Annotated in this window: 20 protein-coding genes; 12 read left to right on the top strand and 8 right to left on the bottom strand. The window is 37.9% G+C overall.

Going from position 1 to position 25,855, the window contains the following annotated elements; genetic code table 11:
* Positions 1-99: 99 nt before the first annotated feature.
* From RAO94_07465 to RAO94_07440, 6 genes are all read left to right on the top strand, one after another.
* Positions 100-2,571 (top strand): PAS domain S-box protein, encoded by a 2,472-nt coding sequence (locus RAO94_07465; GenBank protein MDP8322171.1) that lies wholly within the window; start codon positions 100-102, stop codon positions 2,569-2,571.
* Between the two features lie 121 nt (positions 2,572-2,692).
* Positions 2,693-5,530, top strand: coding sequence for a T9SS type A sorting domain-containing protein (locus RAO94_07460; protein MDP8322170.1), 2,838 nt, complete (start codon positions 2,693-2,695; stop codon positions 5,528-5,530).
* 264 nt (positions 5,531-5,794) lie between these two features.
* Positions 5,795-6,028 carry a hypothetical protein gene (locus tag RAO94_07455; protein ID MDP8322169.1) on the top strand — a complete coding sequence of 78 codons (234 nt, stop codon included), beginning with the start codon at positions 5,795-5,797 and terminating at the stop codon, positions 6,026-6,028.
* 103 nt (positions 6,029-6,131) lie between these two features.
* Positions 6,132-6,467: a hypothetical protein gene (locus RAO94_07450; GenBank protein ID MDP8322168.1), complete on the top strand. Its 336-nt coding sequence runs from the start codon at positions 6,132-6,134 to the stop codon at positions 6,465-6,467.
* A 9-nt stretch (positions 6,468-6,476) separates the two neighbouring features.
* Positions 6,477-7,235 (top strand): DUF5777 family beta-barrel protein, encoded by a 759-nt coding sequence (locus tag RAO94_07445; GenBank protein MDP8322167.1) that lies wholly within the window; start codon positions 6,477-6,479, stop codon positions 7,233-7,235.
* 12 nt (positions 7,236-7,247) lie between these two features.
* Positions 7,248-9,806: a DOMON domain-containing protein gene (locus tag RAO94_07440; GenBank protein MDP8322166.1), complete on the top strand. Its 2,559-nt coding sequence runs from the start codon at positions 7,248-7,250 to the stop codon at positions 9,804-9,806.
* A gap of 194 nt (positions 9,807-10,000) precedes the next feature.
* Here the strand turns inward: RAO94_07440 and RAO94_07435 are convergent, their stop codons facing one another.
* From RAO94_07435 to RAO94_07425, 3 genes are read right to left on the bottom strand one after another with little or no spacing between them, the layout of a single operon-like run.
* Positions 10,001-10,372 carry a VOC family protein gene (locus tag RAO94_07435; protein MDP8322165.1) on the bottom strand — a complete coding sequence of 124 codons (372 nt, stop codon included), beginning with the start codon at positions 10,370-10,372 and terminating at the stop codon, positions 10,001-10,003.
* Between the two features lie 34 nt (positions 10,373-10,406).
* Positions 10,407-11,318, bottom strand: a complete 912-nt coding sequence (locus RAO94_07430; protein ID MDP8322164.1) for a FlgD immunoglobulin-like domain containing protein — start codon at positions 11,316-11,318, stop codon at positions 10,407-10,409.
* 29 nt (positions 11,319-11,347) lie between these two features.
* Entirely contained in the window at positions 11,348-13,003 is a 1,656-nt protein-coding gene (locus tag RAO94_07425; protein MDP8322163.1) for a choice-of-anchor Q domain-containing protein, read from the bottom strand.
* Between the two features lie 347 nt (positions 13,004-13,350).
* On the opposite strand from RAO94_07425, the gene glmS reads away from it, so the two are divergent.
* From glmS to RAO94_07395, 6 genes are all read left to right on the top strand, one after another.
* Positions 13,351-15,189 (top strand): glutamine--fructose-6-phosphate transaminase (isomerizing), encoded by a 1,839-nt coding sequence (gene glmS, locus RAO94_07420; protein MDP8322162.1) that lies wholly within the window; start codon positions 13,351-13,353, stop codon positions 15,187-15,189.
* Positions 15,190-15,301: 112 nt separating this feature from the next.
* Positions 15,302-17,530, top strand: coding sequence for a hypothetical protein (locus RAO94_07415; GenBank protein MDP8322161.1), 2,229 nt, complete (start codon positions 15,302-15,304; stop codon positions 17,528-17,530).
* A gap of 243 nt (positions 17,531-17,773) precedes the next feature.
* Complete coding sequence (locus tag RAO94_07410; GenBank protein MDP8322160.1) at positions 17,774-17,974, top strand: DUF6132 family protein; 201 nt, start codon at positions 17,774-17,776, stop codon at positions 17,972-17,974.
* Positions 17,961-18,137, top strand: a complete 177-nt coding sequence (locus tag RAO94_07405) for a hypothetical protein (GenBank protein MDP8322159.1) — start codon at positions 17,961-17,963, stop codon at positions 18,135-18,137. The genes RAO94_07410 and RAO94_07405 overlap by 14 nt, the downstream gene beginning before the upstream one ends.
* Positions 18,138-18,257: 120 nt before the next feature.
* Complete coding sequence (locus RAO94_07400; protein MDP8322158.1) at positions 18,258-18,683, top strand: GNAT family acetyltransferase; 426 nt, start codon at positions 18,258-18,260, stop codon at positions 18,681-18,683.
* Positions 18,684-18,733: 50 nt separating this feature from the next.
* Positions 18,734-19,183, top strand: a complete 450-nt coding sequence (locus RAO94_07395; GenBank protein MDP8322157.1) for a hypothetical protein — start codon at positions 18,734-18,736, stop codon at positions 19,181-19,183.
* Between the two features lie 13 nt (positions 19,184-19,196).
* On the opposite strand, the gene RAO94_07390 is transcribed toward RAO94_07395, so the two are convergent.
* From RAO94_07390 to RAO94_07370, 5 genes are all read right to left on the bottom strand, one after another.
* Positions 19,197-19,616: a DUF3788 family protein gene (locus tag RAO94_07390; protein MDP8322156.1), complete on the bottom strand. Its 420-nt coding sequence runs from the start codon at positions 19,614-19,616 to the stop codon at positions 19,197-19,199.
* 72 nt (positions 19,617-19,688) lie between these two features.
* Complete coding sequence (locus RAO94_07385; GenBank protein MDP8322155.1) at positions 19,689-20,861, bottom strand: hypothetical protein; 1,173 nt, start codon at positions 20,859-20,861, stop codon at positions 19,689-19,691.
* Positions 20,862-20,872: 11 nt separating this feature from the next.
* Positions 20,873-21,616, bottom strand: a complete 744-nt coding sequence (locus RAO94_07380; GenBank protein ID MDP8322154.1) for an outer membrane lipoprotein-sorting protein — start codon at positions 21,614-21,616, stop codon at positions 20,873-20,875.
* 1 nt (position 21,617) lies between these two features.
* The gene (locus RAO94_07375) at positions 21,618-24,305 is read right to left on the bottom strand and encodes an MMPL family transporter (GenBank protein ID MDP8322153.1); all 2,688 of its coding nucleotides are present in this window, start codon (positions 24,303-24,305) and stop codon (positions 21,618-21,620) included.
* A gap of 4 nt (positions 24,306-24,309) precedes the next feature.
* Complete coding sequence (locus RAO94_07370; protein ID MDP8322152.1) at positions 24,310-24,924, bottom strand: TetR/AcrR family transcriptional regulator; 615 nt, start codon at positions 24,922-24,924, stop codon at positions 24,310-24,312.
* Between the last annotated feature and the right edge of the window lie 931 nt (positions 24,925-25,855).

Below are 25,855 nucleotides of genomic sequence, written 5' to 3'. Positions count from 1 at the left end.
ATCTTAAAAAGGGAATCCTTGATACTTTTTTTATTAATATTTGTGTTGACATTGGAAGCGAGAAAGACAATAATAAATTATAAAATAAATGGGGTGAAAATGAGAAAACATATTGATACGCTGAAGTATTTTATAGACAATCATTCAGATTTGATCATTATATTTGAGCGTGATTATAGAATCCGCTTCATCAATAATGCCTATTGTAAGATATTTGGGAAAACATTTAAAGAACTAAAAGGCACAAATTTCCTTTCACTCATTGTAGAAGCTGACCGTGACAAAGCAATTGATTCTTTAAGTAAAATATCTGAGAAGAAAAACTATTCATCTCATCAAGAACGGATTAACAGTGCAGAAGGTATAAAATGGATAGAGTGGAAAGTCAAGGGTAGGTTTCAGCAGAATGGCAGATTATTAGATTATTTTGCGGTTGGCAGGGATATTACTCAGCAAAAGATGTTGCAGGAAGAATTGGAAATAATTAAATTACGTCATGAAACAGCAGAACTAATAGGGAGCGTAGGTAATTGGGAATATGATATTATTAAAGAAAGATTCTGGGCTTCTGTGGGAGCAAAAGCTCTCTATGGAATACCACTTGAAAAAGTTGATATAACTACTGAATATGTAGAGAATTGCATTCCCGATCGGGAGAATGTACACCAGGCATTGGAAGATTTGATTTCAAAAGATATACCTTACGACCTTGAATTTGAAATACAACCACTTGATCAAATAGAACCAAGAATAATCATATCCAAAGCTATTCTTAATAAAAATGAAACTGGTCAACCCATCAAAATTGTGGGAGTTATTCAAGATGTTACATTAAGGAAATTAGCTGAATTAAAACTTGCTGCCAGTGAAGAACGCTATCGTTATCTCATAGAAATGGCATCCGATGCCATTTTCCTTATTGATAAGAATGGAATATTTGTTGAGGTAAATGAAAATGCCTGTAAGCTGCTGGGATATTCCAAAGAAGAGTTTTTGGCAATGTCCATTAACCAGGTAGATAAAAACTTCCCAATAGATGCATTCATTGACTTCTGGGCTAACACTGAGGATGGAAAATCAGTTATTTTTGAGACTATTCATATTCACAAAGACGGTCATCAGATAGCTGTGGAAGTTTCTGGTTCAAAATGTATGATACAGGGTCAAATAGTATATTTTGGACTGGCAAGGGATATCACTGAACGGCAAAAGGCAGAAGAAAAATTAAAAGCCAGTGAAGAAAGATTTAAGCTTGCTGTGGAAGGCACTAATGATGGCTTATGGGATTGGGATCTTAAGACTGATTACACTTATCATAGCGACCGTTTTGCCACAATGCTGGGCTATGAACCAGATGAACTACCATATACAATTCATGCCTGGGAAGACCAGCTTCATCCTGATGATTATGATGAAGCTCACAAGAAAGTTGAAGAATATTTGTCGGGTAAAATTACAGTATATAAATCAACTTTTCGCATGCTATGCAAGGATGGATATTACCGTTGGATCACTGGTAGAGGAAAAGCACTTTGGGATGAGAATGGAAAACCCTATCGTTTTATAGGTTTTAACACAGATATCACAACCCGGAAAAATGCAGAAAAGGAATTTATAAAAAGTCAGGAAAATTATCATCGCCTGTATGACACACTCACCGAAGGTGTGATGTTCTTCAATCAAAATGCTGAAGTAATTGATGCTAATCCAGCCGCTCAAAGAATTCTCAATTTCTCTTTGCATGAAATTAGAGGAACAAAACCAGAGCCTCGAAGATGGAAATCATTCCATGAAGATGGTTCAGATTTTACCATTGAAGAAGATCCAATATTCCTAAGTCTAAGTCAGGGTAAATACTGCCAGAATATCTTAATCGGACTTATTGATAGTCGTACTGAAAAAACAATCTGGTTATCAGTTAATTCTGCTCCAATATATGAAAATGACAGTGACCAGCCATCCGGCGCTTTTTCGATTTTTTCTGATATTACAGAAAGAAAGCAGGTTGAAGATGAATTGAAGAAAACAAATGAAACTTTGCTTGCAGCTCAGGATATGGCTAATATCGGATATTGGACCTACAATATTAAAACCGGAAATTTGACCTGGTCAAAGCAAATGTTCACCATCTTCGGTCAAGATCCTACTAAGAATGCACCAAATTATGACCAACATAAAAACCTAATTCATCCCGATGATTGGGAGATGTTTGATGAAAGTGCGAAAAAATGCCGTGAAGGAGTACCTAACAATCTTAAATTGAAAATCAATTTTCCAGATAATACTATTCATCATATTGTGACACAGGGATTTCCACGATATAATGATAATGGAAAGATTTTTGAAATTTATGGAATCTCTCAAGACATCACAGAATTCAAGCTAAAAGAAATAGAATTAGAACAGCATCGTACCCATCTTGAGCAATTAGTTCAGCAAAGAACCGAAAAGCTGGAAAAGCAGAATCAGGAACTGCGGCATTATCACGAGCTCTTTATTGCCAGAGAATTCAGGATCAAAGAATTGAAAGATGAGATTCAAGCTCTTAAAGAAGAAGTTTCCAAAAAATGATCAATTACTTGAGTAAAATAAAACTAATTTCCTCGCATAACTATTAGTAAATTATATATTTGACAACTTACCCTGTTTATTATTTAGTCGATTAAAATAAAAATTTATTATGGAGTAGAATATGAAGTACTTATTAATTTTTGTTTCCCTGTTTATTTCTTTTAGTATGATTTATGCAAATGCTGAGGGATTTACAGACTTTCAAGCTGATATTACCCGTCAAACTGAGAGATTTCTCAATAATCCCGAACATCAAAATATAACTCGAGAAACCAGAGATTATTCGGTTGGTGATACAGATGTATTCTGGAGCTGGGACTTTTCAGATATGCCACCAGCCTGGATTCAAACCCCGTCAACCTGTCAGGCAGTAGGTGAACATTGCTATATTTTCGTTGCCGATAGCGAATGGAATGTGAATATGACTCAGGTAGATGTTGATACTGTCCTGGCTAATTTTGAAGAACACACTATCGCATTTCCTGATCAGGGAATTTATGATCTTAATACGGAGTATTTTGGTCCAGTACCAGATGAGCTTGATAATGACCCCAAAATGATCATCTTTTATTCCGCTTTGGGGAGTTTTCAAGGAACTTCCTTTGATGGCTATTTCAGTGCCTATAATCAGGTTACGGAAGCAGAAGCTCAGCAAATGAATCCTCCAGGTCACAGTAATGAATGCGAAATGATCTATATGACCTGCAATCCCTTGAATCCCATTTCACCCATCAGGCTTTCTGTACTGGCTCATGAAATGCAGCATCTGATCCACTGGGGTATGGATATCAATGAAGATACCTGGGTAAATGAAGGTTGCTCTGAATACGCTATGTATCTTTATGGTTATCCGGATCCAATCGTGGATTTTCCCAACCAGCCTGACAACAATCTGATAGTCTGGGACCAGGAATTTGCTGACTATGTCCAAACTTACCTCTTTACCGTCTTCCTTTCTGAAAATTATGGAGGACATGATATTATCTCTGAGATTGTTGCTGAAACGGCAAATGGCATCACAGGTGTCCAGAATGCCCTGATAGAGTTGGGTTATCAAGCTCCTTTCAATTATATTTTCTCTCAATGGACAAATGCCAATTATCTGGGTGATTATACCACTATTGACCTGCCTACCTTCCACTGTGTAAATACATATAACAGTTATCCTGTAAGTGGCAGTGCCTCCGTTAATGGCTGGGCGGCAGATTATTATAAATTTGTAACTGGTGATGTTGATCTGGATATCAGCTTTACGGCAAATACAGGAGAATTCATTGTTAATCTCCTTATGGTAAGTAATTCCGGAGCTACAGAAGTTATTAATCTGGTTGCTTCAGGTAACGAAGGATCAATAACCTTACCTGCTTTTGAACCGGAATATGATTACATGGTAATGAATATCTCTAATATCACTTCAACCACAAAAACGTATAGTTTTACCTTGGAAGAAAGCACTTTTGAAGAAAGGAATTTCTGGGCATATAACTTTAATAATAATAGTTACACGGAAATTACTGCTACCCGTCAAATTTCGGGAGAATATTGTAATGTATATGTAGATAACGATTTATGGAATATTGATATTACACCGAATGATGTAGAACTGGTAGCAAGAGCGTTTGACGATTCTACTGCTGCTGATCCTGATAATGGCATTTATGAACTTGATACCCAGATGTTTGGGATGCCTTCTGATATTGACGAAAATGGAAAAGTTAATATCCTGATATATGATATAGATGATGCGGATATTAACGGATTTTTCGCCCCTAATGATATATCTGGAGGAACTCACAGCAATAATATGGAAGTTCTCTATATCGATAAAAACCCGCATGGTTCAGGAATAAACAGCTCCTACTGCTTCTCCACAATTGCTCATGAATTCCAGCATCTTATTCATCATACCATGGATTCAAACGAGCAAACCTGGGTAAATGAAGGTCTTTCCTGTTTTGCTCAAACGGTTACCGGCTGGGTAAGTCCCTACTGGATGGTGATGTTCACCATGAATCCCGATAATAACCTTATCCAGTGGACTGCGGGTCCAGATTATCCCCAAACCTGGCTTTTTATGATCTATCTCTGGGAACATTACTGCCTTGATGATGTGAATATTATCCATAACCTTGTAGCGGAGCCATTAAATGGCATGGATGGCATAAATGCTGCTCTAATTACCACTGGCTGGGATGATGTGAATGCAGAAGATGTATTTAATAATTGGGTAATTGCCAATTATATTAATGACCCCGGCTTCATGGATGGAAGATTTGGTTATAATGATAATCCTGTAGGTACTGGTGATTATGCTATGGGAACTATTGACGATATAGCCTTCTACCCCACCTCAGAGACTAATTCCATGCAGCATTGGAGTGTGAATTATATAACCTTCTCAAATCTGGAAAACAGCCTGAGAGTTAATTTTATGGGTGATGCTGATTATTCGCAATATTATGTAAGATTTGTTTCGCTCAATGGTGATATTCCCTATGCATTATATGAAATGGAACTCGATGATTTCGCTAATGGTGAGATCACTTTACCCAATAATGACGAAAATTATGATAATGTAGTCATGTTTGTAACTGACACTTTTGGGGGTACAGGTACAATTGAATATTCTTATATTGCCGAAGACGTGATCTCTCAGAATTCCGCTCCAGAAGATGAATTACCACAGATCACTGAACTAACCTGCTTCCCAAATCCCTTTAATCCGCAAACTACAATTCATTACACTATCACCGAGGCTTCATTTACTTCACTTAATATATTTAATATAAAGGGTCAAAAAATCAAGAACCTGATATTTGAAATTCAGCCAGCAGGTTCCTATAACCTGCAGTGGGATGGGACTGATGATATGCAAAACCAGGTTTCCTCAGGAATTTATTACTATAATCTAACAACTTCAGCAGGGTCAGTCACTAAGAAAATGTTGATGCTCAAGTAAAAAAATAATATTGAGTTAAGATGCGAATGTAGATTGACTTAAGATTTTTTAGGGTGGCAATGACCGCTCTCAAGTCAATCCACTGAATACAGTGTCTTAACTCGATAACTTGCTGGGAAATGATTACTTAGAGTTCAGGAGTGATGGGAAATGTTGAAGTTGATAAATTTAAGATTACGTAAGTTAGAGGAATGGTTCATTCCTTCAGTAGTTGCACTTGAGCAGTACGCTATTATTACTAGAATATATTAAGGAGGTGTATCTATGAAAAAAATCAAAGCGTTAAAAGTGGTGAATATCTTTATGGTTCTGGCTTTTTTGGTTACGGCATTATCACTGGTATTTTATAAAATGATCCCCTCTGCAATACAGGGAGAGGAATTTTTGTATGAAATGCATGAACTGGCTGGAACAATCTTTATTTTGGTAGGAATAATTCACCTTATCCTGAATTTTGGCTGGATAAAATCAATGTATTTTAAAAAGAAAAAAATGTGAATCAGGTTATTTTATAAAAAATACAGAAATTCATCAAATCCAGTTATATTATTTTTAATCATATTTAAAATGTATGGGAATTAATTAAATTACTGGAGGCGTTATGAAGTACTTATTGGTTATAGTAATATTAGTTGGGAGTGCTTTACTATTGGCACATCCTGCTTCAAAAGTTGATTTGAGTTTCGATAAAGAAACTTCTGTTCTGACCGTGAATTTTGAACACAAAGTAAAAGATATTGATAAACACTTTATCTTTGAAATCCTGGTTTATCTTAATGGAGAGAAGGTAGTAGAACAGATGATTGAAAAGCAGGACAATCTGGAAACTGGAGAAGTTTTTTATAAAATCGTAGATGCTAAGCCAGGAGATGAGATCAAGGTTCGTACTAATTGCAATAAGACAGGAAAGAAATCAGCAAAATTAGTAATTGAATAGGGAGGGAAAATGCGATTCAAGTTCATCGTTGTTTTCCTCTTTATAGTTTCAACCCTACTGGCATACGATTTCAGCATGATCAATCTGATCAATCCCTCAGGATTGAAGGCAAAAGAATTTGAGATCATGATCAGACATCGGTTTTATGGAGATATTACTGATGATCCTTTGAATAATTTTCTGGGTATGGATGCGGGAGCGAATGTCAATCTAAGTGCCAGATACCAATTCTACCGTAAAGCGGAAGTAAAAATCTCTTATAGCCGGCGTAAAAGTGAAAAGATATATGGCCTGGCATATCGTATTGACATTGAGGATTTTCCTGTTTATGGGCAATTTGGTATCGACTATTTTTCTTATGAGGAATTGAGTCAGCCTGAACCTACCAGAAGTAACATGTTTTACTATTTATCACTCCAGAATGAAGAGATACTTGAAAGATTTGTAACTACTCTGAATACAGCTTACGATGGCTATAATGAGAGATTTGTTTTAGGATTGGGGTTCGCATTAGAACTGGTGGACAATATCAGTCTTTTAGGTGAATATTATCCGGTCTTGGATCGAGATACAGCAGATGCCAGGCTTGCTCAATATATAGGAGCAGAAGATGCCTATGCATTTGGGATAAAATTGGATACTTATGCTCATCAATTCATTTTCCTGCTGAGCAATTCAGATGATGTGGGTTTCCGAAGAGTAAGCTTTGGTGTAGATAAGGATTCCTATTTGAGATTAGGATTCAACATTCAACGTCGTCTGGAATAATAGGAGGGGAATGTGAAATTCAAAATATTGATATTCTCATTATTAGTTGTAATGGTCTTTTATTCTGGCTGTAACAGGCTAAGTGACGAGATCATGGGTCCTGACGAAGTAATTATTGATAGTCTGGGCTTTTCGGAGGTTAGCGCAGCAGGAGTAACCTTTAAATATAAAGTTGAAGATACTGATCTGCATTGCATTCTAAGTGGAAATACTTCTGGCTGGTTAAGTGTAGGGATCAATCCAAGTTCCCAAATGAAAAACGGGAACTTTATTATGGGCTATGTTAGTGACGGAACTGGTTACATGCGAGACGACTGGGGAATATCTAACACTACTCATGTTTCGGATATTAGTCTTAATGGTGAAGATAATATCACTATGATCGCAGCTTCAGAAAGTGGCGGAATATCCGAGCTGGAATTTACTATTCCTCTGAACTCCGGAGATCAATATGATCAGGTGCTGGAAATTGATCAAACCTATCCTGTAATACTGGCGCGGGGAAATAATGATGATTTTGATTCCATGCATTCAGCAACTGGATATGCAAATATTACTATATCTACTACTGGTGGAGGAAATGGCGGAGATGGTCACACATCAGTAATGCCAGATACTACTCAATATCTGCATTTGGAAACAAGCGGGATGAAATTCTATTGGCTGGTAGATACTGATACACTTTATTGTGTAGTTACTGCCCCTACAACCGGCTGGGTTGGAATTGGTTTTGATCAGGATAACGTGATGCAAAATGCCAATTTCATTATAGGCTATGTAGAAAGTGATTCTATTGGCTATTTCAGAGATGACTGGGGAAGTGAACCTACAATTCATGTTTCGGATGAGAGTATGGGTGGCACTTCGGATCTATATAATATGGGTGGTATAGAAGCTAATGGAGAATCAATTATCTATTTCTCAATTCCCCTGGATAGTGGTGATAGTTATGATAAACCCCTGGCCTGGGATGAATCATATCCGATCATCCTCGCTTACGGGTCTGAGGACAGCTTTATGTCTATGCATACTGCAGCAGAATTTTCATCATTTACAGTTGATAATACTACTGGTGGCGGTGGCACTGGAAATACCACAGCGTTTCCTGATACCACCCAGTATCTTTCTTTGAAAGAAGGTGATATAAGTTATTACTGGCTGGTAGATCCTGACACAATCCATGTATTAGTATCAGCTCCGACAACTGGCTGGGTAGGGATAGGCTTTGATCAGGATAATGTGATGCAGGGCGCAAATTTCATCATTGGCTATGTGGAAAATGATACAATCGGTTATTTGCGAGATGATTGGGGAAATACACCTTCAGTCCATTCTTCAGATATAGTTAATGGTGGAACAGAAGATATTTATCATACAGGAGGATTGGAATCAGGTGGAGAAACCTTCATTTATTTTTCCATGCCGCTGAATAGTGGTGATCCCTATGATAAACCCCTGGCCTGGGATGAAAGCTACCCTGTAATTCTTGCTTATGGTCTTGATGATGATTTTTCTGCCATGCATACTGGGGCAGAATTTTCCAGCTTCACAGTAGATAATACTACTGGTGGTGGCGGTGGAGGTGGTGGAAATACCCATACCTTTCCTGATACCACACTGTATTTATCTCTGGAAACTATTGGCATGAAATATTACTGGCTGGTCGATCCTGACACAATTCACGTAGTTGTATCAGCACCCACTAATGGCTGGGTTGCTATCGGTTTTGATCAGGTAAACGTGATGCAGGGAGCAAATTTCATTATCGGTTATGTGGAAAACGATTCAATCGGGTATCTGCGTGATGATTGGGGAAATACACCTACTGTCCATTCAGCTGATGTTAATAATGGCGGAACAGAAGATATTTACTTCACTGGAGGATTGGAAACAGGAGGTGAAACCTTCATCTATTTTTCCATGCCTCTCGATAGTGGTGATCCTTATGATAAACCTCTTAACTGGGATGAAAATTATCCCGTGATCCTCGCTTATGGTAATGATGACAGTTTTTCATCCATGCATGCTAATGCAGGATTTTCTTCCTTTACAGTTGATAATACAACTGGTGGTGGAGAAAATGGAGTTACAACAGGTGGTGATATCAGTCTGGACGATGATACTCTGGGATTTAACGTGGTTTATAAGAGTGGCTTCACCTTCAAATGGAAGATTGTGGGTGACTCTCTGAGATGCATGCTGGAAGCTCCTACCACAGGCTGGCTGGCAGTAGGATTTGATCCCTCTGAAGAGATGCAGGATGCTAACTTCATCATTGGATATGTTGATAATGGTATAACTTATATCCGGGATGATTTTGGCGTATCTGAAATATTGCATTCCGCAGATTTAGGATTAGGTGGCGAGAACAACGTGAGAAGGGTTTTCGGCCATGAAGAGAGTGGATCATCTGAGATGAGGTTCACAATCCCTCTAAATTCGGGAGATATGTATGATAGAGCGATAGTTCCCGGTAACGAATATAAGGTCATTTTTGCTCATGGATTTAATGGTGCTGATGATTTCAACTCCATGCACGCTGAAGCAGAAGACGAAGATGTCCAATTTTAGTGCTTTGTGAATAATAATGCCCCATAGTTATTATGGGGCTTTTTTTTTGTTTCTGAGCTGAGATAAATACATTTACTTTATAAATCTGATTTAGTAAAATTCATTTAAATTTGATAAGGGAATTAGCGTCAATTACCTACTAAAGGATATTACTCCTAAGTGTGAGTAATTATTTAAATCTCATCAATATAATACTAAACATGCTGATCAAAAAGGATGGGATTCCCATCCGGATCAATTATTACAAAGCTTGCTGGCCCCTGCGTTGATTCCTCTGCTTCTGTTTGAATTTCCATTCCTTCCGCTTTCAAGTTTTTCTGAAGTTCTCTTACATCAGTAAACGATGCAAGTTTTTGTGCATTCTCATCCCAGCCCGGATTGAAAGTGAGAATATTCTTATCGAACATATCCTGGAATAAGCCGATTACACAAATGCCGTTCTTAAGGATCAGCCAGTTTTGAGAAATTTCGCCACCAAACTCTTTAAACCCAAGTTTTTCATAAAACGTCTTGGACTTATTTATATCTTTCACACTCAAACTTACCGAAAAAGCTCCTAATTCCATAAGATCCCCTTTCTTTTCACAAAATTAAAATATTTTATTTCATCAGGATCATCTTCCTCATATCCTGATATTCTCTACTTTGCATTTTATAAAAATATATTCCACTGGAAACAGAATTATTTTTATCATCTTTTCCATTCCAGACTACCGTGTGCTGACCGGCTGGCAATATTCCATTAACCAGTGTTTTAACTTTCTGACCTTTCGCATTGTATATCGTAAGCTTCGTATTTTCTAAGCTCTCAGTGGTGTAAAATGAAATTGATGTTTCAGGATTAAAGGGGTTAGGATAATTTTCCATTTTCCATTTTCCATTTTCAATTACAATTTCACCCCCATCGATTCCATCGAATGGTTCCAAATCCACTCTAAATGCACTTGCTGTCTCATTGCTGACACCCAGCCAATCCTCACCTTCTCTGCGAATCGTATGAGGACAGAGCAAGCTCGGGTCAATATTCATACACCATCCAGTATTTGAATCGTCACTTGCCACTAACCATAGCCAGTAGGACTCTCCCTGTAAGATTATTGTCAATCCATTACCTTCAATACGAACAGGAGGATCCCATTGAGTCCAGCCAGGGAAACCAATAATTGTCCATTCCTCTAATACATCGGCAGGTTCTGGTGGTAAACCTTCTGTATTTAACGCTAGCCTAACATACACCGTATCAGGGGTAACATTATCAGGAACACTGAACATTCCAAGCCAGATATCGCTAAGAAAACCTTCTTCTGTTGCAGTGAAACTCATTGCCTGCTCTATACCAAACTGAGTAGGTACATTTTCTCCGGCAACTGTCCAACCCAATTGGTAATTATAATCCCATCCTTCATGTTCCTCACCAAAATTATTGTAAACTGTTACCTGTGCACTCAAAGCATAATTTATGCAAAATATAAATCCTACGCATAAAAAAATCCTAAATGTAATTTTGAACATTATCTTCCCTCCAAATATATTCAATTATATTATTTCAACAAGAGCATTTTATTTTTTTGTTCAAAACCTCCTGATCTCAGCATGTAGAAATATACTCCTGACGAAACTGTCTGACCATTATCATTGGTTCCATCCCAGGTAATTGATGTTTGCCGGCTGGTTAAAGAGAAGTGTTTTACCTTCATACCTTTGATGTTGTAGATGCCGAGTTGCGCATCCTCACCGTGGATTTCAAAGGCAATGGTAGTAGTGGGATTGAACGGATTTGGGTAATTTTGACTGAGCTTTGCAGCCGGATCTACCAGTTCTTCATCTGTATTCACAATAACGTTCTGATTTTCAAAAGTACCCATATCTATTCTGCCACCAAAAACCCTGGGGTTTCCAGCAGGATCGAGTTCCGGTAATTCCAATCCTGTTATATCCTGAATACCGGCATTAATGCAGGGAGAATCATCCAGTAAAGAGAAAGGATATTCTCCTGTTCCAGCAAATAACGGGTCTTCATCAATATTACCTTCCAGCCAGTTAACCGCTCCGTTGTAAATAACGATTGCTTCTTCTCCTCCCTGAATATCTGAATACGAAATTGTAACAGTATTGGGATTATCACCGTAATGAAAACATATCTCTTCCGGTAGGTCATTCCAGAAAGTGCAATTTAGCAGCTCAGGATTTGAATTATTCCTGCACCAGATCCCACCTCCAATATCAGCAGTATTATCTGACATGGTCACATTGATCATTTCTATGCCTGAATTTGTCAGGCATGCTATTCCTCCACCCTCTTCGTCGGCTGAATTACCGGTAATTATTACATTTCTTAATACCGGGTTGGAATTGTCCCAGCAATATATTCCTCCACCTGTATCCCATGCTGAATTATCACTGATTATAACATTCTCAAAAGTTGGATCTGAATTATTCCAGCAACAGATCCCACCTCCTGAATCGCCTGCAGAATTACCCGAAATAGTCGCATTTTTCAAGGTCATATTGGTCATGTTATTAAATATACCTCCCCCATTTTCGTAGGCTGAATTACCGGTAATTATCACATTTTCCAGACTCGGAACCACGTTTCCGAAGCAGAATACTCCAGCTCCCCAACCACTGGAATTATTAGTGATTACTACATTATAAATACTGGGAGATGACATACTGCAATATATACCGCTGCCTCCGCTGGAATTGAGGATCACATTATCGGTTATTATCAGGTTTTCCAGTCTGGGTGACGAATTATGCATACTGATCCCGCCCCCGAACATTCCTACACCGGGTTCATAGCTTCCAGCACCTCCAGTGAGTGTAAATCCACATAATATGGATTCTAAACCTTCCCCGGAAGTATATCTCACAACTGAGGAATAGTTAGGATTCGAAGGTTGACTGCCGTCAATAATCGTGTTTTCTATATGGGAATAATCTTCATCGATCAGATAATAACTGGCTATAGTAATCGCTCTTCCTATAAAATTGATATTCTCGAAATAAGTACCTTCATCCACCAAAATAGTATCACCATTAACAGATGCACTTATTGCTTCCTGTATTGTAGTATAATCTCCCGGAACATTTATAATGCTTCGGTTTGCTGTTTCCATTTGACCATCAACAAGTAGTGCCGCATTCATCACTGCCAGCATACAAAACAAGATACAAATTAAAAATGTCTTCTTCATAATCCCTCCCAGGTTAAAACTCGTTTCTTTTTTTATTACAGTTTTGGACATATCACATTGATAGCTTTAATTTTCCAGTTAATATTTCCACTGTCAAGCACAAAGTAAGAAAGCTGCAGCCAGCCAATCTTCTCCTTCTCTGCGAATTGTATGGGGGTACAGTAAACCAGGGTCAATATATTTACACCATCCTGTATTTGAATCGTCCCTTGCCACTAACTACAGGATTTTACAAGTCCGGCTTTCACTGAATTATTCTTCACATATTCTACCTGATAATTATAACCTTGACAGATAGATTATTAAGTATTTTCTACAATCAATGAAACAAATAGAAGGTATTTAGTATGTGTGGAATTGTAGGATATATAGGAAAGAGAAATACTATCCCAATTGTAATGGAAGGATTAAAGCGTCTCGAATATAGAGGTTACGATAGTGCTGGTCTGGCAATAATCAATAGAAAATTACAATTAGAAGTTTTTAAACAAAAAGGAAAGATTGTAGAACTTGAGCGTATCCTGCCTGAATCTGGAAGAACTTATAGTAATATAGGAATAGGTCATACACGCTGGGCTACTCATGGTAAACCAACTGCAATAAATGCCCACCCGCACATATGCAGCCAAAACAAGATCGCCTTAGTTCATAATGGCATAATTGAGAATTACAAAATTCTCAAAAATAAACTTATGGATCAAGGTTATACTTTTGAAAGTGAGACAGATTCAGAGGTTCTGGCAAAACTGATTGGTTTCTTCTATCAAAAAGATAATAATCTTGTTATCGCAGTAAAGACAGCCCTGAAATTAGCTAAGGGTGCTTATGGAATTGCTGTGATCTGCAGTGATGATCCCAAACAAATTGTGGCAGCAAGAAAAGGCAGCCCCTTGATCCTTGGAATCGGTAATGATGAGTTTTTTGTTGCATCTGATGTAAATGCTGTAATTATCCATACAAAAAAAGTTATTTATCTTAACGATGATGAAATTGTCTCTATTACAAAAGATAACTTCGAGATCACGAACCTTGATAATGAGATAATTGAGGCAAAAATATCTGAAGTGGACTGGGATATTTCAGCAATAGAAAAAGGTGATTACAAGCATTTCATGCTGAAAGAGATATTTGAGCAGCCAGTTTCAGTTGAAAATGCCTTCCGAGGCAGGTTGATAAGTAAACTGTCTACAGTGAGACTGGGTGGTTTGAATATGACCCCAGCCGAATTAAGAAGCATTCAGAAAATTCAGATAATCGCCTGCGGTACTTCCTGGCATTCCGGTCTAATTGGTAAATTTGTAATTGAATCTCTGGCCAGAATCCCTGTAGAAGTGGAATATGCCAGTGAATTCCGCTATCGAAACCCAATTATTACACCCGGTACAATTGTTTTCGTCATTAGTCAGTCCGGTGAAACTGCCGATACACTTGCTGCTTTGCGAGAGGCAAAGGCAAGAGGTGTCAAGGTCTTTGGAATTACCAACGTAGTGGGAAGCACCATAGCCAGAGAAACTGATGGAGGAGTATATATCCATGCCGGAACTGAGATTGGAGTCGCTTCCACAAAAGCTTTTACTTCCCAAACTACGGTTCTTATTCTCCTGGGAGTTATGCTGGGAAGGATAAATCACATTGAACCAGCCTATGGAAAACGATTCATCAATGAATTAAGGCTTATACCTGAAAAAATTGAGCTGATCCTCCAAAGCAACGACTATATCAGAGAAATCGCAAAAACCATTGTGGACTCTTCAAATGCACTATACCTGGGAAGAGGCATACATTTTCCTGTTGCCCTGGAAGGTGCTTTGAAACTTAAAGAGATATCCTATATCCATGCTGAGGGATATCCTGCAGCTGAAATGAAGCATGGACCTATTGCTTTGATAGATAAAAACATGCCAGTAATCGCCATTGCCCTGAAGGATGAAATTTATGAAAAAATTATCTCAAATCTTCAGGAAGTGAATGCGCGAAGCGGCAGGATCATTACAATTGCCACTCAAGGTGATGAGTTGGTCAAAGATTTCAGTAAAGATGTAATATATATTCCGGAAACGTTGGATATTCTCCAACCGCTCTTATCAGTAATTCCCCTTCAAATGCTGGCTTATCATATCGCCGATCTGAGAAACCTGGATATTGATCAGCCTCGTAATCTGGCAAAAAGTGTTACTGTGGAATAGTCAACTATACTCTCATTTGTGAGATATTTCTCATATTTATATAAAAGATAATATATATTAACTACTTTAGGATTAATTTGACACTTTGTTGCCCAATTTTAAATTTCAATCAATGGAAAATAATGAAAATATAAAAGATATACCTAATCCAGTTGGAGAGAAATTTGGAACTTTTTTAGGGGTTTATACCCCCAGTGTTCTCACGATACTGGGTCTTGTGATGTATCTCCGTTTTGGCTGGGTAGTGGGTAATGTGGGTCTTGGTTTAACTTTGCTGATCGTACTAATGGCAAGCTCGATCACATTTATCACTGCTCTCAGTGCTGCCTCAATTGCCACAAATATGCGTGTTGGTGTAGGTGGAGAATATTACATGATATCACGAAGCCTGGGATTAGAACTTGGGGGAGCAATTGGAATCCCACTCTATCTCTGTAGAACGCTCAGTATCACATTTTACAGCTTTGGGATAGCAGAAGTAATTGCCATGTTCTGGCATCCTGGCTGGGGTGAAATGCCTCATTATATGCTGCAGGGGATCACGGCTGTAACAATAATTATCATAACAATTTTATCTGGGAAAAGTGCGGGATTAGTGCTCAAATTGCAAATCCCAATATTGATCGCCGTGGGAATATCAATAGTTGCACTTATTATCGGCATTCTAACACATGAACTTCATGCTCCAGAGATGACTGCCACGTATAGAACAGCACCAAAGGGATTCTGGTATATATTTGCCGTATTCTTTCCGGCAGTTACTGGTTTCACGGCCGGAATCGGGATGAGTGGTGACCTCAAAAACCCCATTAAATCTATTCCCAAAGGCACTTTACTCGCTGTTATAACTGGTTTGATAATTTATTTACTTGTTCCAGTATTTTTATCAGTAACTGGCAGATTGAGTCATGTAGAACTGGCATCAACTGGAGTAGAAACCTGGACTAAGATAGCTTTTCTGGGTTCCTGGCTGGTTGTTCCGGGAATATTTGGAGCAATATTATCCTCCGCATTTGGAAGTGTATTAGGAGGTCCTCGGGTATTGCAGTCCCTGTCTCAGGATCATCTGGCACCAAAATTCCTGGCTAAACTATCCAAAACCGGTCAACCAACAATCTCCACCTGGATCAGTGGAGCAATTGCATTGGCTGCAGTAAGTCTGGAAGAACTAAATGCGGTTGCTCAATTCGTATCAATATTATTCCTTACGCTTTATGTAATGATCAATCTCAGTGCTGCTCTTGAGAGCCTTACAGCAGACGCATCTTACCGTCCTAAAATCAAAGTTCCCTGGTATATCTCTCTTTTAGGTTCAATCGGAGCACTGGCAGTGATGTTCCTTATCAGTCCACTGGCATGTTTTGTTGGAATTGCTTTTGAGATAATATTATTTTTGATATTGCGCAGGCGCTCTATGAAAAAAGAATGGGGAGATGTCAGGGCAGGATTCTGGGGAACATTAGCACGTTTTGCTCTCCTCAAACTGAAGTCGCATGAGAAAGATCCCCGTAACTGGCGACCCAATATTCTGGTTTTTGCTGGAGATGTACGCAAAAGACTGGCTTTGGTACAATTAGCAAATTCTTTAAATCAGCGACGTGGAATTCTCACTGTCTGTAATATGATCACAGGAGATTTGCAAGACAGAACTTATGATATTAAAGAAGAAACTGCAATTATGAACAAAACTTTAGAGAATGCAGGTATTCTTGCTTTTAATGAAGTGAATGTTGTATCTGAGTTCGAAAGCGGGACTATCAATATTACTCAATCAAATGGTATTGCCGGATTGCATTCCAATACGATAATGTTTGGCTGGTCAAAAAAAACTGACAGGTTAATCTCAATAATTAGATCGATCAGAGTGATAACGGGGATCCAGAAAAGTTCATTGCTGGTCAGGATAAATGAACTGCCGGGAATAAGTGGACATGATCGTATTGATATTTGGTGGCGCGGTAAACATAGTAATGGAGATCTGATGCTGCTTTTGGCACATCTGATCTGTCTTAACAGTGAATGGAAAAATGCCAGAATTATTATCCATACTGTGATCTTGATAGAAGAAGATCGCCAGTTCATGCTGAAGAGCCTGGATGACATGATAAATGATGTTCGCATTAAAGCAGAAACTAAGATCATCATAAAACCCAAAGACAAAACCGTAATTGAGATCATACAGGAAAACAGCGCCAATGCTAATATTGTCTTTATGGGGTTTAATATCCCTGCTGAAGGTGAAGAAGCAGGTTATATTGAAAAACTAAAAGAATCTTCAGAAGGCTTGAAAACAACAATCTTTGTACGTAATGGCGAAGAATTTGCTGGGGAAATGATCTAAATTTTCAAGATACTCAAAATTTGCTGTTCTTATGGCTGGTTTTTCATTTCACATTGTGATTCAAAGAAGAAAATACTATTATTGATTTTAATCCTAAGCGTAATACTATATGATGCTAAAGAAATAAATGAATATGACTGTTCAAAAGCACTCTTCTTTCAGTAAATTTGACATCTACTAAATTCAAGTTATACTTTAGTAACGCCAATCTTGGTTTGGTAATTTTTTAGGAGGTATTATAATATGATAAGAATATTATCAGTTATTGCGGGTGGTGTTCTGGGCTGGCTTTATTATCATTTTGTGGGCTGCATGAGTGGCTCCTGCCCGGTAACATCAAATCCTTATATAACTATTATCTTTGGAGCAGCTTTCTTTGGTTTACTACTGCCAGATATTATAAAAAAGAAAAAAGATAAGAAAAATAGTAATGATCAAGGTTAACGAAGATTATTGCCCCCAGGATCACGTGTGTCCTGTTATCAGAAAATGTCCCGCTGGAGCGATCACACAAAAATATTACCAGGCGTTACCCGGAATTGATCTTGAGAAATGCACGGATTGCGGCATCTGCACAAAATTATGCCGTGCCTTTAAAAAGGTGTGATCGAACTATTTCCCAATAATTCGATCAAAAAATATAGCTCACTAAGTCTACTGCATTCACAATATTCACCAGGTTTCCAAGAATGATGTATTTCTGAAATCGAATCTGAGTTGCAAAACAATGAAAATAGAAATAAGAGCATTCCAGAAAGAAGATACAGCCGAAGTAATTCGGTTATGGACCGCCTGTGGATTGATTGTTCCCTGGAATGACCCATATAAAGATATCCAGCGTAAACTTGCTGTTCAACCTGAATTGTTCCTGGTGGGCTTTCTGGAGCGGTACATCATTACCTCTGTCATGGCAGGATATGATGGACACCGGGGATGGATATACTATCTGGCTGTGCATCCAGATCACCAGCACTCAGGATTTGGAAGGGAGATAATGATGGAAGCAGAGAAGCTACTACTTAATATGGGTTGCTCCAAAATCAACCTGCAGGTTCGCAGCTCCAATAAATCAGTTATTGAATTTTATCAGTCAATTGGTTACACAAGAGACGAAGTTATTAGTCTGGGTAAACGTCTTGTGAAGGATGACTGATACCAATGAAATCAGAATTTTATATAACTTGATAAATATTACAGGGAATAATGAAAAAAAAATTTAAGCAATTTCCTTTAGGAGTCTGGATATCATTGATTGCATTATTATTGATTTTCTTTGCCTGGTTAATGCAGGCCTACTCTCTAATAAACTGGGAAGGAGCAGTAAAACTTGGAGTTCAAAACGAGAGTTTTTCTGGGACAGAAGTTGAGCAAACTTTAGCAGATGTTGAAAAGGGGATCGCTCTTGCAGACATAATCTGGGTCTTACCATTGACTATTTTAGCTTTTGGTGGAATACTGAAAAAAAACTTATTGGGTTTTGTTTCAGGAATGATGGTGTTTGCCATATGTGTATACTTTCCAATATTTTACTTTTTTCGTGATAGTATGAATTATGAGATAAAATTAGCTGCTCTGGTTTTATGGGCAATACCATCACTATTTGGTATTGCTGGTTTATGGGTTAATCGAGCATTATTTATCAGGAGAGATTAGCACGCAATAGAACTTACTTCAGCTTTTCTTTGATCTCAATCAGGATGTTCGTCACTTCCAAATCTGCTGGAGTTCTGATCTCTATTGTCAATCCTCGTATTTTGCCATATCTTTTGCCATTCATGAATTGATCAATGAATTCAGGTTTAAGTTTACTGCTTTTCAGCATATCTTCTGCTTTATCAGAGAAATAAAATGTAGTCCTGAACATCTTATCACCAACCGATACCCAGCAGATAGTCTTTTTCTTTTTTGTGATCTTAAAAAGCCAGCTTTTGCCATCTTTATAATAACGCCACTCTGTATTAAAATCAGGATGATCAAATTGCAGTGATTCCAGAAAAGAATCCCAGGCAGTTTTCGCTACCTCCAGATATTTACTTAGAACTTCATCATCTGGAAATACATTTTTATCGTTTAACGGCTTTTCCATATCACTCCTTTGAATTTCAATCCCGTTTTTTATCTGAGCTATAAATTAATTCAAGTTTATTTTACTCCGCTTCTAAAAATATACCTTAAGTCTGGCTGCCAGTGAATCTTCAAATTGACTGAACTCTGCTTTTTCATTTCCCAAAGCTATGTAGCCATATATATCAAGATCGACGTTATCACTTAGAGAAAAATTGATCCAGGGATTGTAACTGATACTTTTATCATTCAGATTGCCAATAATGAAATTCGACCACTCAATAAGTTCTCCAATGGAAGATGTTTCACCCAGATAGAGATAATCGCGTCCCAGATTGATGCTATCAGTATAATATTCCATCCAATCATTGAAATTAAATAAATCTTCATCAGTTTTTCCCAAACCGTTATAATAATATTCAGCCATCAAATATAATCCATTTTCAAAGGTGAAATCTGTGCCAATGATCACCTGACTAAAATCATCTGAATTAGATAGCAGATTGTATGCTCCTTCACCCCAGAAACCTAGACCCAATAGTGCTCCAGAAAAGCTGATGCCCAGCATATCTCTATCTTCACTGCTTTCCTGCAGAGTTAAGTAGTCCATATTATACTTCAGTTTATAGGCGTAGCTAAGCTGCACATCATAGCCTAGTAAAAATTGCTGCAGCATAATCGATCGGGTGGATTCCTGCCAGTTTTCTCCAAATGAAATAAGGGTGGATATCATACCTTCAGAAGAATAGGGTATTTCCAGTTTAAGAGCATTTACACCTCTTTTTTCATAGGTGGGATCGAATATATTCTTCTGATTATAAATATCTGTGGGATTCCAGGCATAGCCGCTTCCCAACGCAATTTGCTGTTTGCCAATCCTCAGGTTGAAATGCTTTTTGTAGATACTTAGATAGGCATTTTCCAAAAAAAACTCATCCTCATAAGAATCTGTGAATCTCTCTGACAGATCTGCAACCGGAATCCCGATTTGCTGAGCGTATTCGGCTACGGTTTCTGATGGTATATAATCGAGTAAATTAATACTTTTTAAACCATGATAAGTCTGGAAAACCAGGTTGGAATTAAACGTGATTGAGGTAGAATATTCTTTATTCAAATCCAGACGCAATTTATTGTATGACTGGAATTCAGGATTTTCCTGTAGAGTAAGTGAAGACAGGTTTTCATAATAGCCAAAGAGATCAAATTCCAATGCTGAGAGTGAGACAATGGAAAGGAGAGTTATAATAAAAATCACAAGTTTCATATTGCTGCCTCTTAATGTTTTTTAAGATTGTTAGTTGTAAAGATATTATCATCCAGCTTTTTGCCAAATTCTATGTTATCTATCAGCAAAGTTGTTTCACCACCTTCCAGCAGGTTTATCATCACCATTTTCTTAGCCACCCACTGTCCATCAATAAATTCAATATTACTCATGGTCAACTGCTTCAATAATTCATCGCCTTCATAATAATCTACCTGCATGGTAATAAATCTTTCTGTGTCTGCCCATAATATCATTTTGGAATAATGAGTACCATTAGGTTTTGGTAATAATTCCAGTTTGTAGCATTCCCTGTCAGCGATTTTTTCTGTTCCCAGCAATTTATAATCATTTTCATCTGCCAGGTTACCAGCACTTAGATCTTCATAAGAGAAATCGCTTCCCTGCACTTTCTTTTTTTTGGCATGGCTGGCAAGATGCCTGACTCGATCAGTTTTGGGAGTGAAAAACCAGATATCATCTCCGTCATTAAGCATCAGTATTTTATCACCTTTCACTCTTCCGGGTCCGGTGTATACCATCAATTGCTTATCGTTTTCATCTTTGGAATATGTCTTCATCTCCAGGGTTCTTTCTTTCCCGGAAGATGTAAGGATTATCTGTTTACCTGTGCTGAAACTTGATTCCACTCTTTCGGTTTTGTCAACATTTGCAATGATCTCATCAACAGTGGGATCGGCTACTAACAACATTGCTATTGCCAATATTAATAATAGTATTATATTTCTTTTCATTTTAGTTCTCCTTAACCAGTTTCTCACGTTTATTATCTATCAATTGCAAAACAGCCGGCATTAAGGTAACTGTAACCAAAAAGCAGGTTCCCACACCAATAAACAATGCTATCCCCAAACTTCCCAAACCACGGTAAGTTGCGAATGTTAATGAACCGAAAGCCAGCATCGTGGTTAAACTTGTAATCAGGACGGCTCTTCCAGTGGATGTGAATATTCTCCTGATACTGCCTCGTTTTTCGGCAGAATAGCGATGGATAATGTGAACTCCGTCATCCACTCCGATCCCCAGGATCAAAGGAAGCCCCATCACATTCAATAAAGTGAGTTGCAATCCAACCAGCTGCATCACCCCTATCATCCAGATTGCACCCAGAACAAGCGGGATCATTGCTAATATTGCCAGTTTGATGCTCCGAAAATCTATCAGCAATAAGATAAATATGATGACCAAAGAAAAGAGTGCAGCTTTTCTGCCGTCCTGCCCCACTATGTCGATGAGCGTATAAAATACTAAAGGCATACCGGTGATCTTTTCATCCAGTTTGTTCATCTGATTTTTGAAGCGCTCCAGAAAGGACAGATTCCACACACTTTCTTTGGGATACATGGAAACAAGGTACTGATCTCCTGATTTGCTGATGAACTGGTTTTTGATATCATCCGGCAACATTGCGGCAGTGATGATGTTAGTGGAAGCCATAGAAAGTGAATATTTCTTGAAAGCACCATAAAACCCTGTCTGGAATTGATTAACGCCCTTTAAAAAGTTATCTTGCCCATCTACAACTGACAACAGCTCTGCTATTGAACCATTATTTTGGGGATCATCAAAATCTCCGATCAGGATCTGAGCCTTTTTGTCCAATTTATCCTGACCACCCATATAAGCAAGTTGAGCCAGCTCGATGATGTTATCCTGCAGGCGTTCTACCTGCTCGATCAACATCTCTTTATCTGAATTCAGAATTGGTGTTATATCATTATTATTCAATAGTTTGGAGCGGATATTGTCGATGATTACACTGCGATCTTTTTGCTTCTGCAGGCTGGGAACATAATCCGAAATAGAAGAAACATAACCTATCATTTTCATGTCCCGGGCTTCTTCTGTGATCTTTTCCGATTCTTCAATGGAATTGGTCGTGAAGAGTGCATAATCCGGTGTCATATCATATTTATCTTCTAAAAGATGTTGTAGTTTGACTGATTTCAATCCCACTGGTTCCATATTCAGATAATTATAATCAAATGTTATCTTTGATGCAGACATCACTAAAAATGTAGTTATCAAAAGAACTGCTACAATTGTAATATATGGGTGATTTGCCAGTTTCTGAGAATAGCCACCCAGGAAATTGAATTTAGTGGAAACCTTTGTTTTTTGAGATTTCCCCAATTTATCCTGTATCACAAGCATAGAAGGCAGCACGAATAATGTAGCAGCCATGCAAAGAAGCACACCACTTCCCGCTACCAGTCCAAATTGAAACATTCCTGCTGAATTTGAGACCATTAATGTGTAGAAAGCAAAGCCCGTTGTCATAGCTCCGGTAATTATCCCTCCCCCCGATTTGAGGAAAGTTTCTTTGAGCGCAGCTTCAATGGAATGACCCTCTGCTCGCAATTCTGTGTAGATCGAGATTATATGGATGGAAAAATCTATGCCCAATCCTAATATTATTACCCCGAACATTGAGGTCATCATATTCAAACTGCCCACAGTGACGGCTGCGAATCCGGCTGTCCAAATTATCCCGATTATCATGGTGATACCTGCCATGAGTGGAGCCATCCACATTCTAAAAGAAACAATGAACAAGATCAGAATGAGGATCAAGGCGATGATCGTAGTGTAGTTCATATCCTTCTCTGCAGAAACCATTTCATCACGAGCTAATGACATCGTTCCGGTCGTGCCTGCTTCCAATCCTGGATATTTCACCACTATTTTAGCGATTACTTCATCAATTTTATCTACAGCAGCAACGACTTTGTCTATGTCATCAATCGTAAATTTCGGCTGGATCATAAGAATTATCATATCCTTTTCGGGAGAAAGACTATATTCATCACCAATCAGAAACGTTTTAGCTGCCTTATCAGCTCCAGTATTGCTTGTTTCGCCTTCTCCAAATCTGGTCATGGTTCTCACCATATTGTCGATCCCATCAAACATCATCATGGCATTATTTTCTTTTTGTTTTGTGGAAATGCTCTCATCATCATCGATATATGTTTTCTCAAAGCTGTCATTCAAGTGAGTAAACCAGGGAATTAGATTCAAATCGGAATACAGCTCTTCACTGTCATTAAGGTCTTTCACTTTCTGCAGCATCATTCCATTATTCAACATAAATTCTGTATTGATCTTATAATCAACGCGTGCTACATATTCATCCAGTTCTTTGATCCTGGGAGCCACATCCTCGGCGAAACTTTTAAGTGATTTCTCATCTCCCGTAGCTGCCAGAATAATAACCGAAGCCGAATCATAATTATCGAGGATCTCATTGAATCCCTTTACGAGTGCATGGTCTTGCGGCATCAGGTCTTTGAACTGCATAGAAAGTTTCAGATCTTTAGCAAAAAACATGGCAACAATTGTGATCAACAGGGTGATCAGCAATAACAATCCAGGTTTCTTAGCTGATATTTCAGCGATTTTTGTTAATAGTTTATTTCTCATTTTACTACCTCTTCTTGATTCCATTTATAAATATATTCATAAAATTATCTGCTAGTGTTGCTGTATCAAACAGATCCTTTTGCATCAACCATTGTAACAATATTCCGTCTAAGGCTCCGATAAATAGTGAAGCTGTAAAAGTTGTATCCATAGCCTTAAAAATGCCTCTTTCGATGCCATCCTGCAATATCTGAATGATAACTTCTCGATATTGCTGATAGATCTTTTCCAGATTGAAAACACGGTTGATGTCCTCATTGTGCTCTCTGATACCTTCTGCCCAAATATCCAGCATGATCTGTGCAAAATTATAATGACCTTCTAATAGTGAAGTGACTGTCTGAGAAACAAATTGTTCTAATTTTTCAGCAGGGTCATCATATTTTTCCATAATCTGAGCTGCTTCATTCCCGATTTCTGAAAAATGCATTTCAAACAGATTGATAAAGATATCATCCTTGTTCTTAAAGTATTCATAGATCGTGCCTTTACCGATATTTGCGGCTTTGGCAATATCTGCCATTTTTGTTTTCACCACACCTTTTTCGGAAAATACCTGCATGGCAGCCATTATAATTCCCCGTTTCTTCTCTTCTTTATCCACTATTTTCGGGCTCATCTTTTCACCTCTCTTTTTTATTGACCGACACGTCGGCCAACATTATTTCCAAGTAATATATGTCCAGTTTTTTTTATCTGATTGAGCTTTTAGGGTCTTTGTTTTTATTTTACATAATCAAGTATTCAAACAATATCACATGCAAATACTTATGATAATAAAAGAAAATGTCAGCATTAACTGATGGATAGCATTATAGTTAATTTATTTTAACTAACTTCCTACTATCTAAATAATTCATTGACAGATTGCTTTGATAATGTCCTCCGTGAGTCAGCCCATAGCACGTGATAACATTTAATTGTTATCACGTGCTATGGGCTGACTCAAGGAGGACATGAGGTTAGTATATGAGCAATACAGAAAATGACATTGCGTTCTTGAAGATGATCTGCGATATTTATGGCAAACTGGACGATACTGTTTACTGCCGCAATTGTAATGGATAATTGATTGAAAATGAAATCCGATATGCGGTTAAGAAAAGGATCATGAATTGAGATTGATGTTGCAAAAATATGTTAGAAGAATATAAATCCGGTTTAGATTCTTGACTTCATGAAAGCGAAGTTGTTTGAGAGCGTAGCGTGAAATCGAACAGTGTCGGGGGATGCCGTTTAAAATAAAAAACAAATGATTGACAACATCCACCCTGATCTCGCAATTCTAACTAATAAAATCACGTATAAACTACTCATCATTAACATCTTAATCATGCTTAAGGTTGTTAAGAACTGTGTATAAAGAGCCCGGACACGACACAGTTTGAGAGTACCTACTAGGGATTTATATAGTACAAATTAATGTAAAACCTAGCATAAAAGTTATGGTAACTTCTTGTTTTATCGATTACCGAATATGATTTTTTATAAATGATCTGTCAAGCTGAAATCATTACCACTTGTAAATTCTTATTGTATGAAGAGGCTGT

Source organism: Candidatus Stygibacter australis (genome assembly GCA_030765845.1).
GTDB classification, from domain to species: Bacteria; Cloacimonadota; Cloacimonadia; order Cloacimonadales; family TCS61; genus Stygibacter; species Stygibacter australis.
The sequence above is the reverse complement of the archived record's forward strand: the minus strand, read 5'-3'. Positions and strand labels throughout refer to the sequence as shown.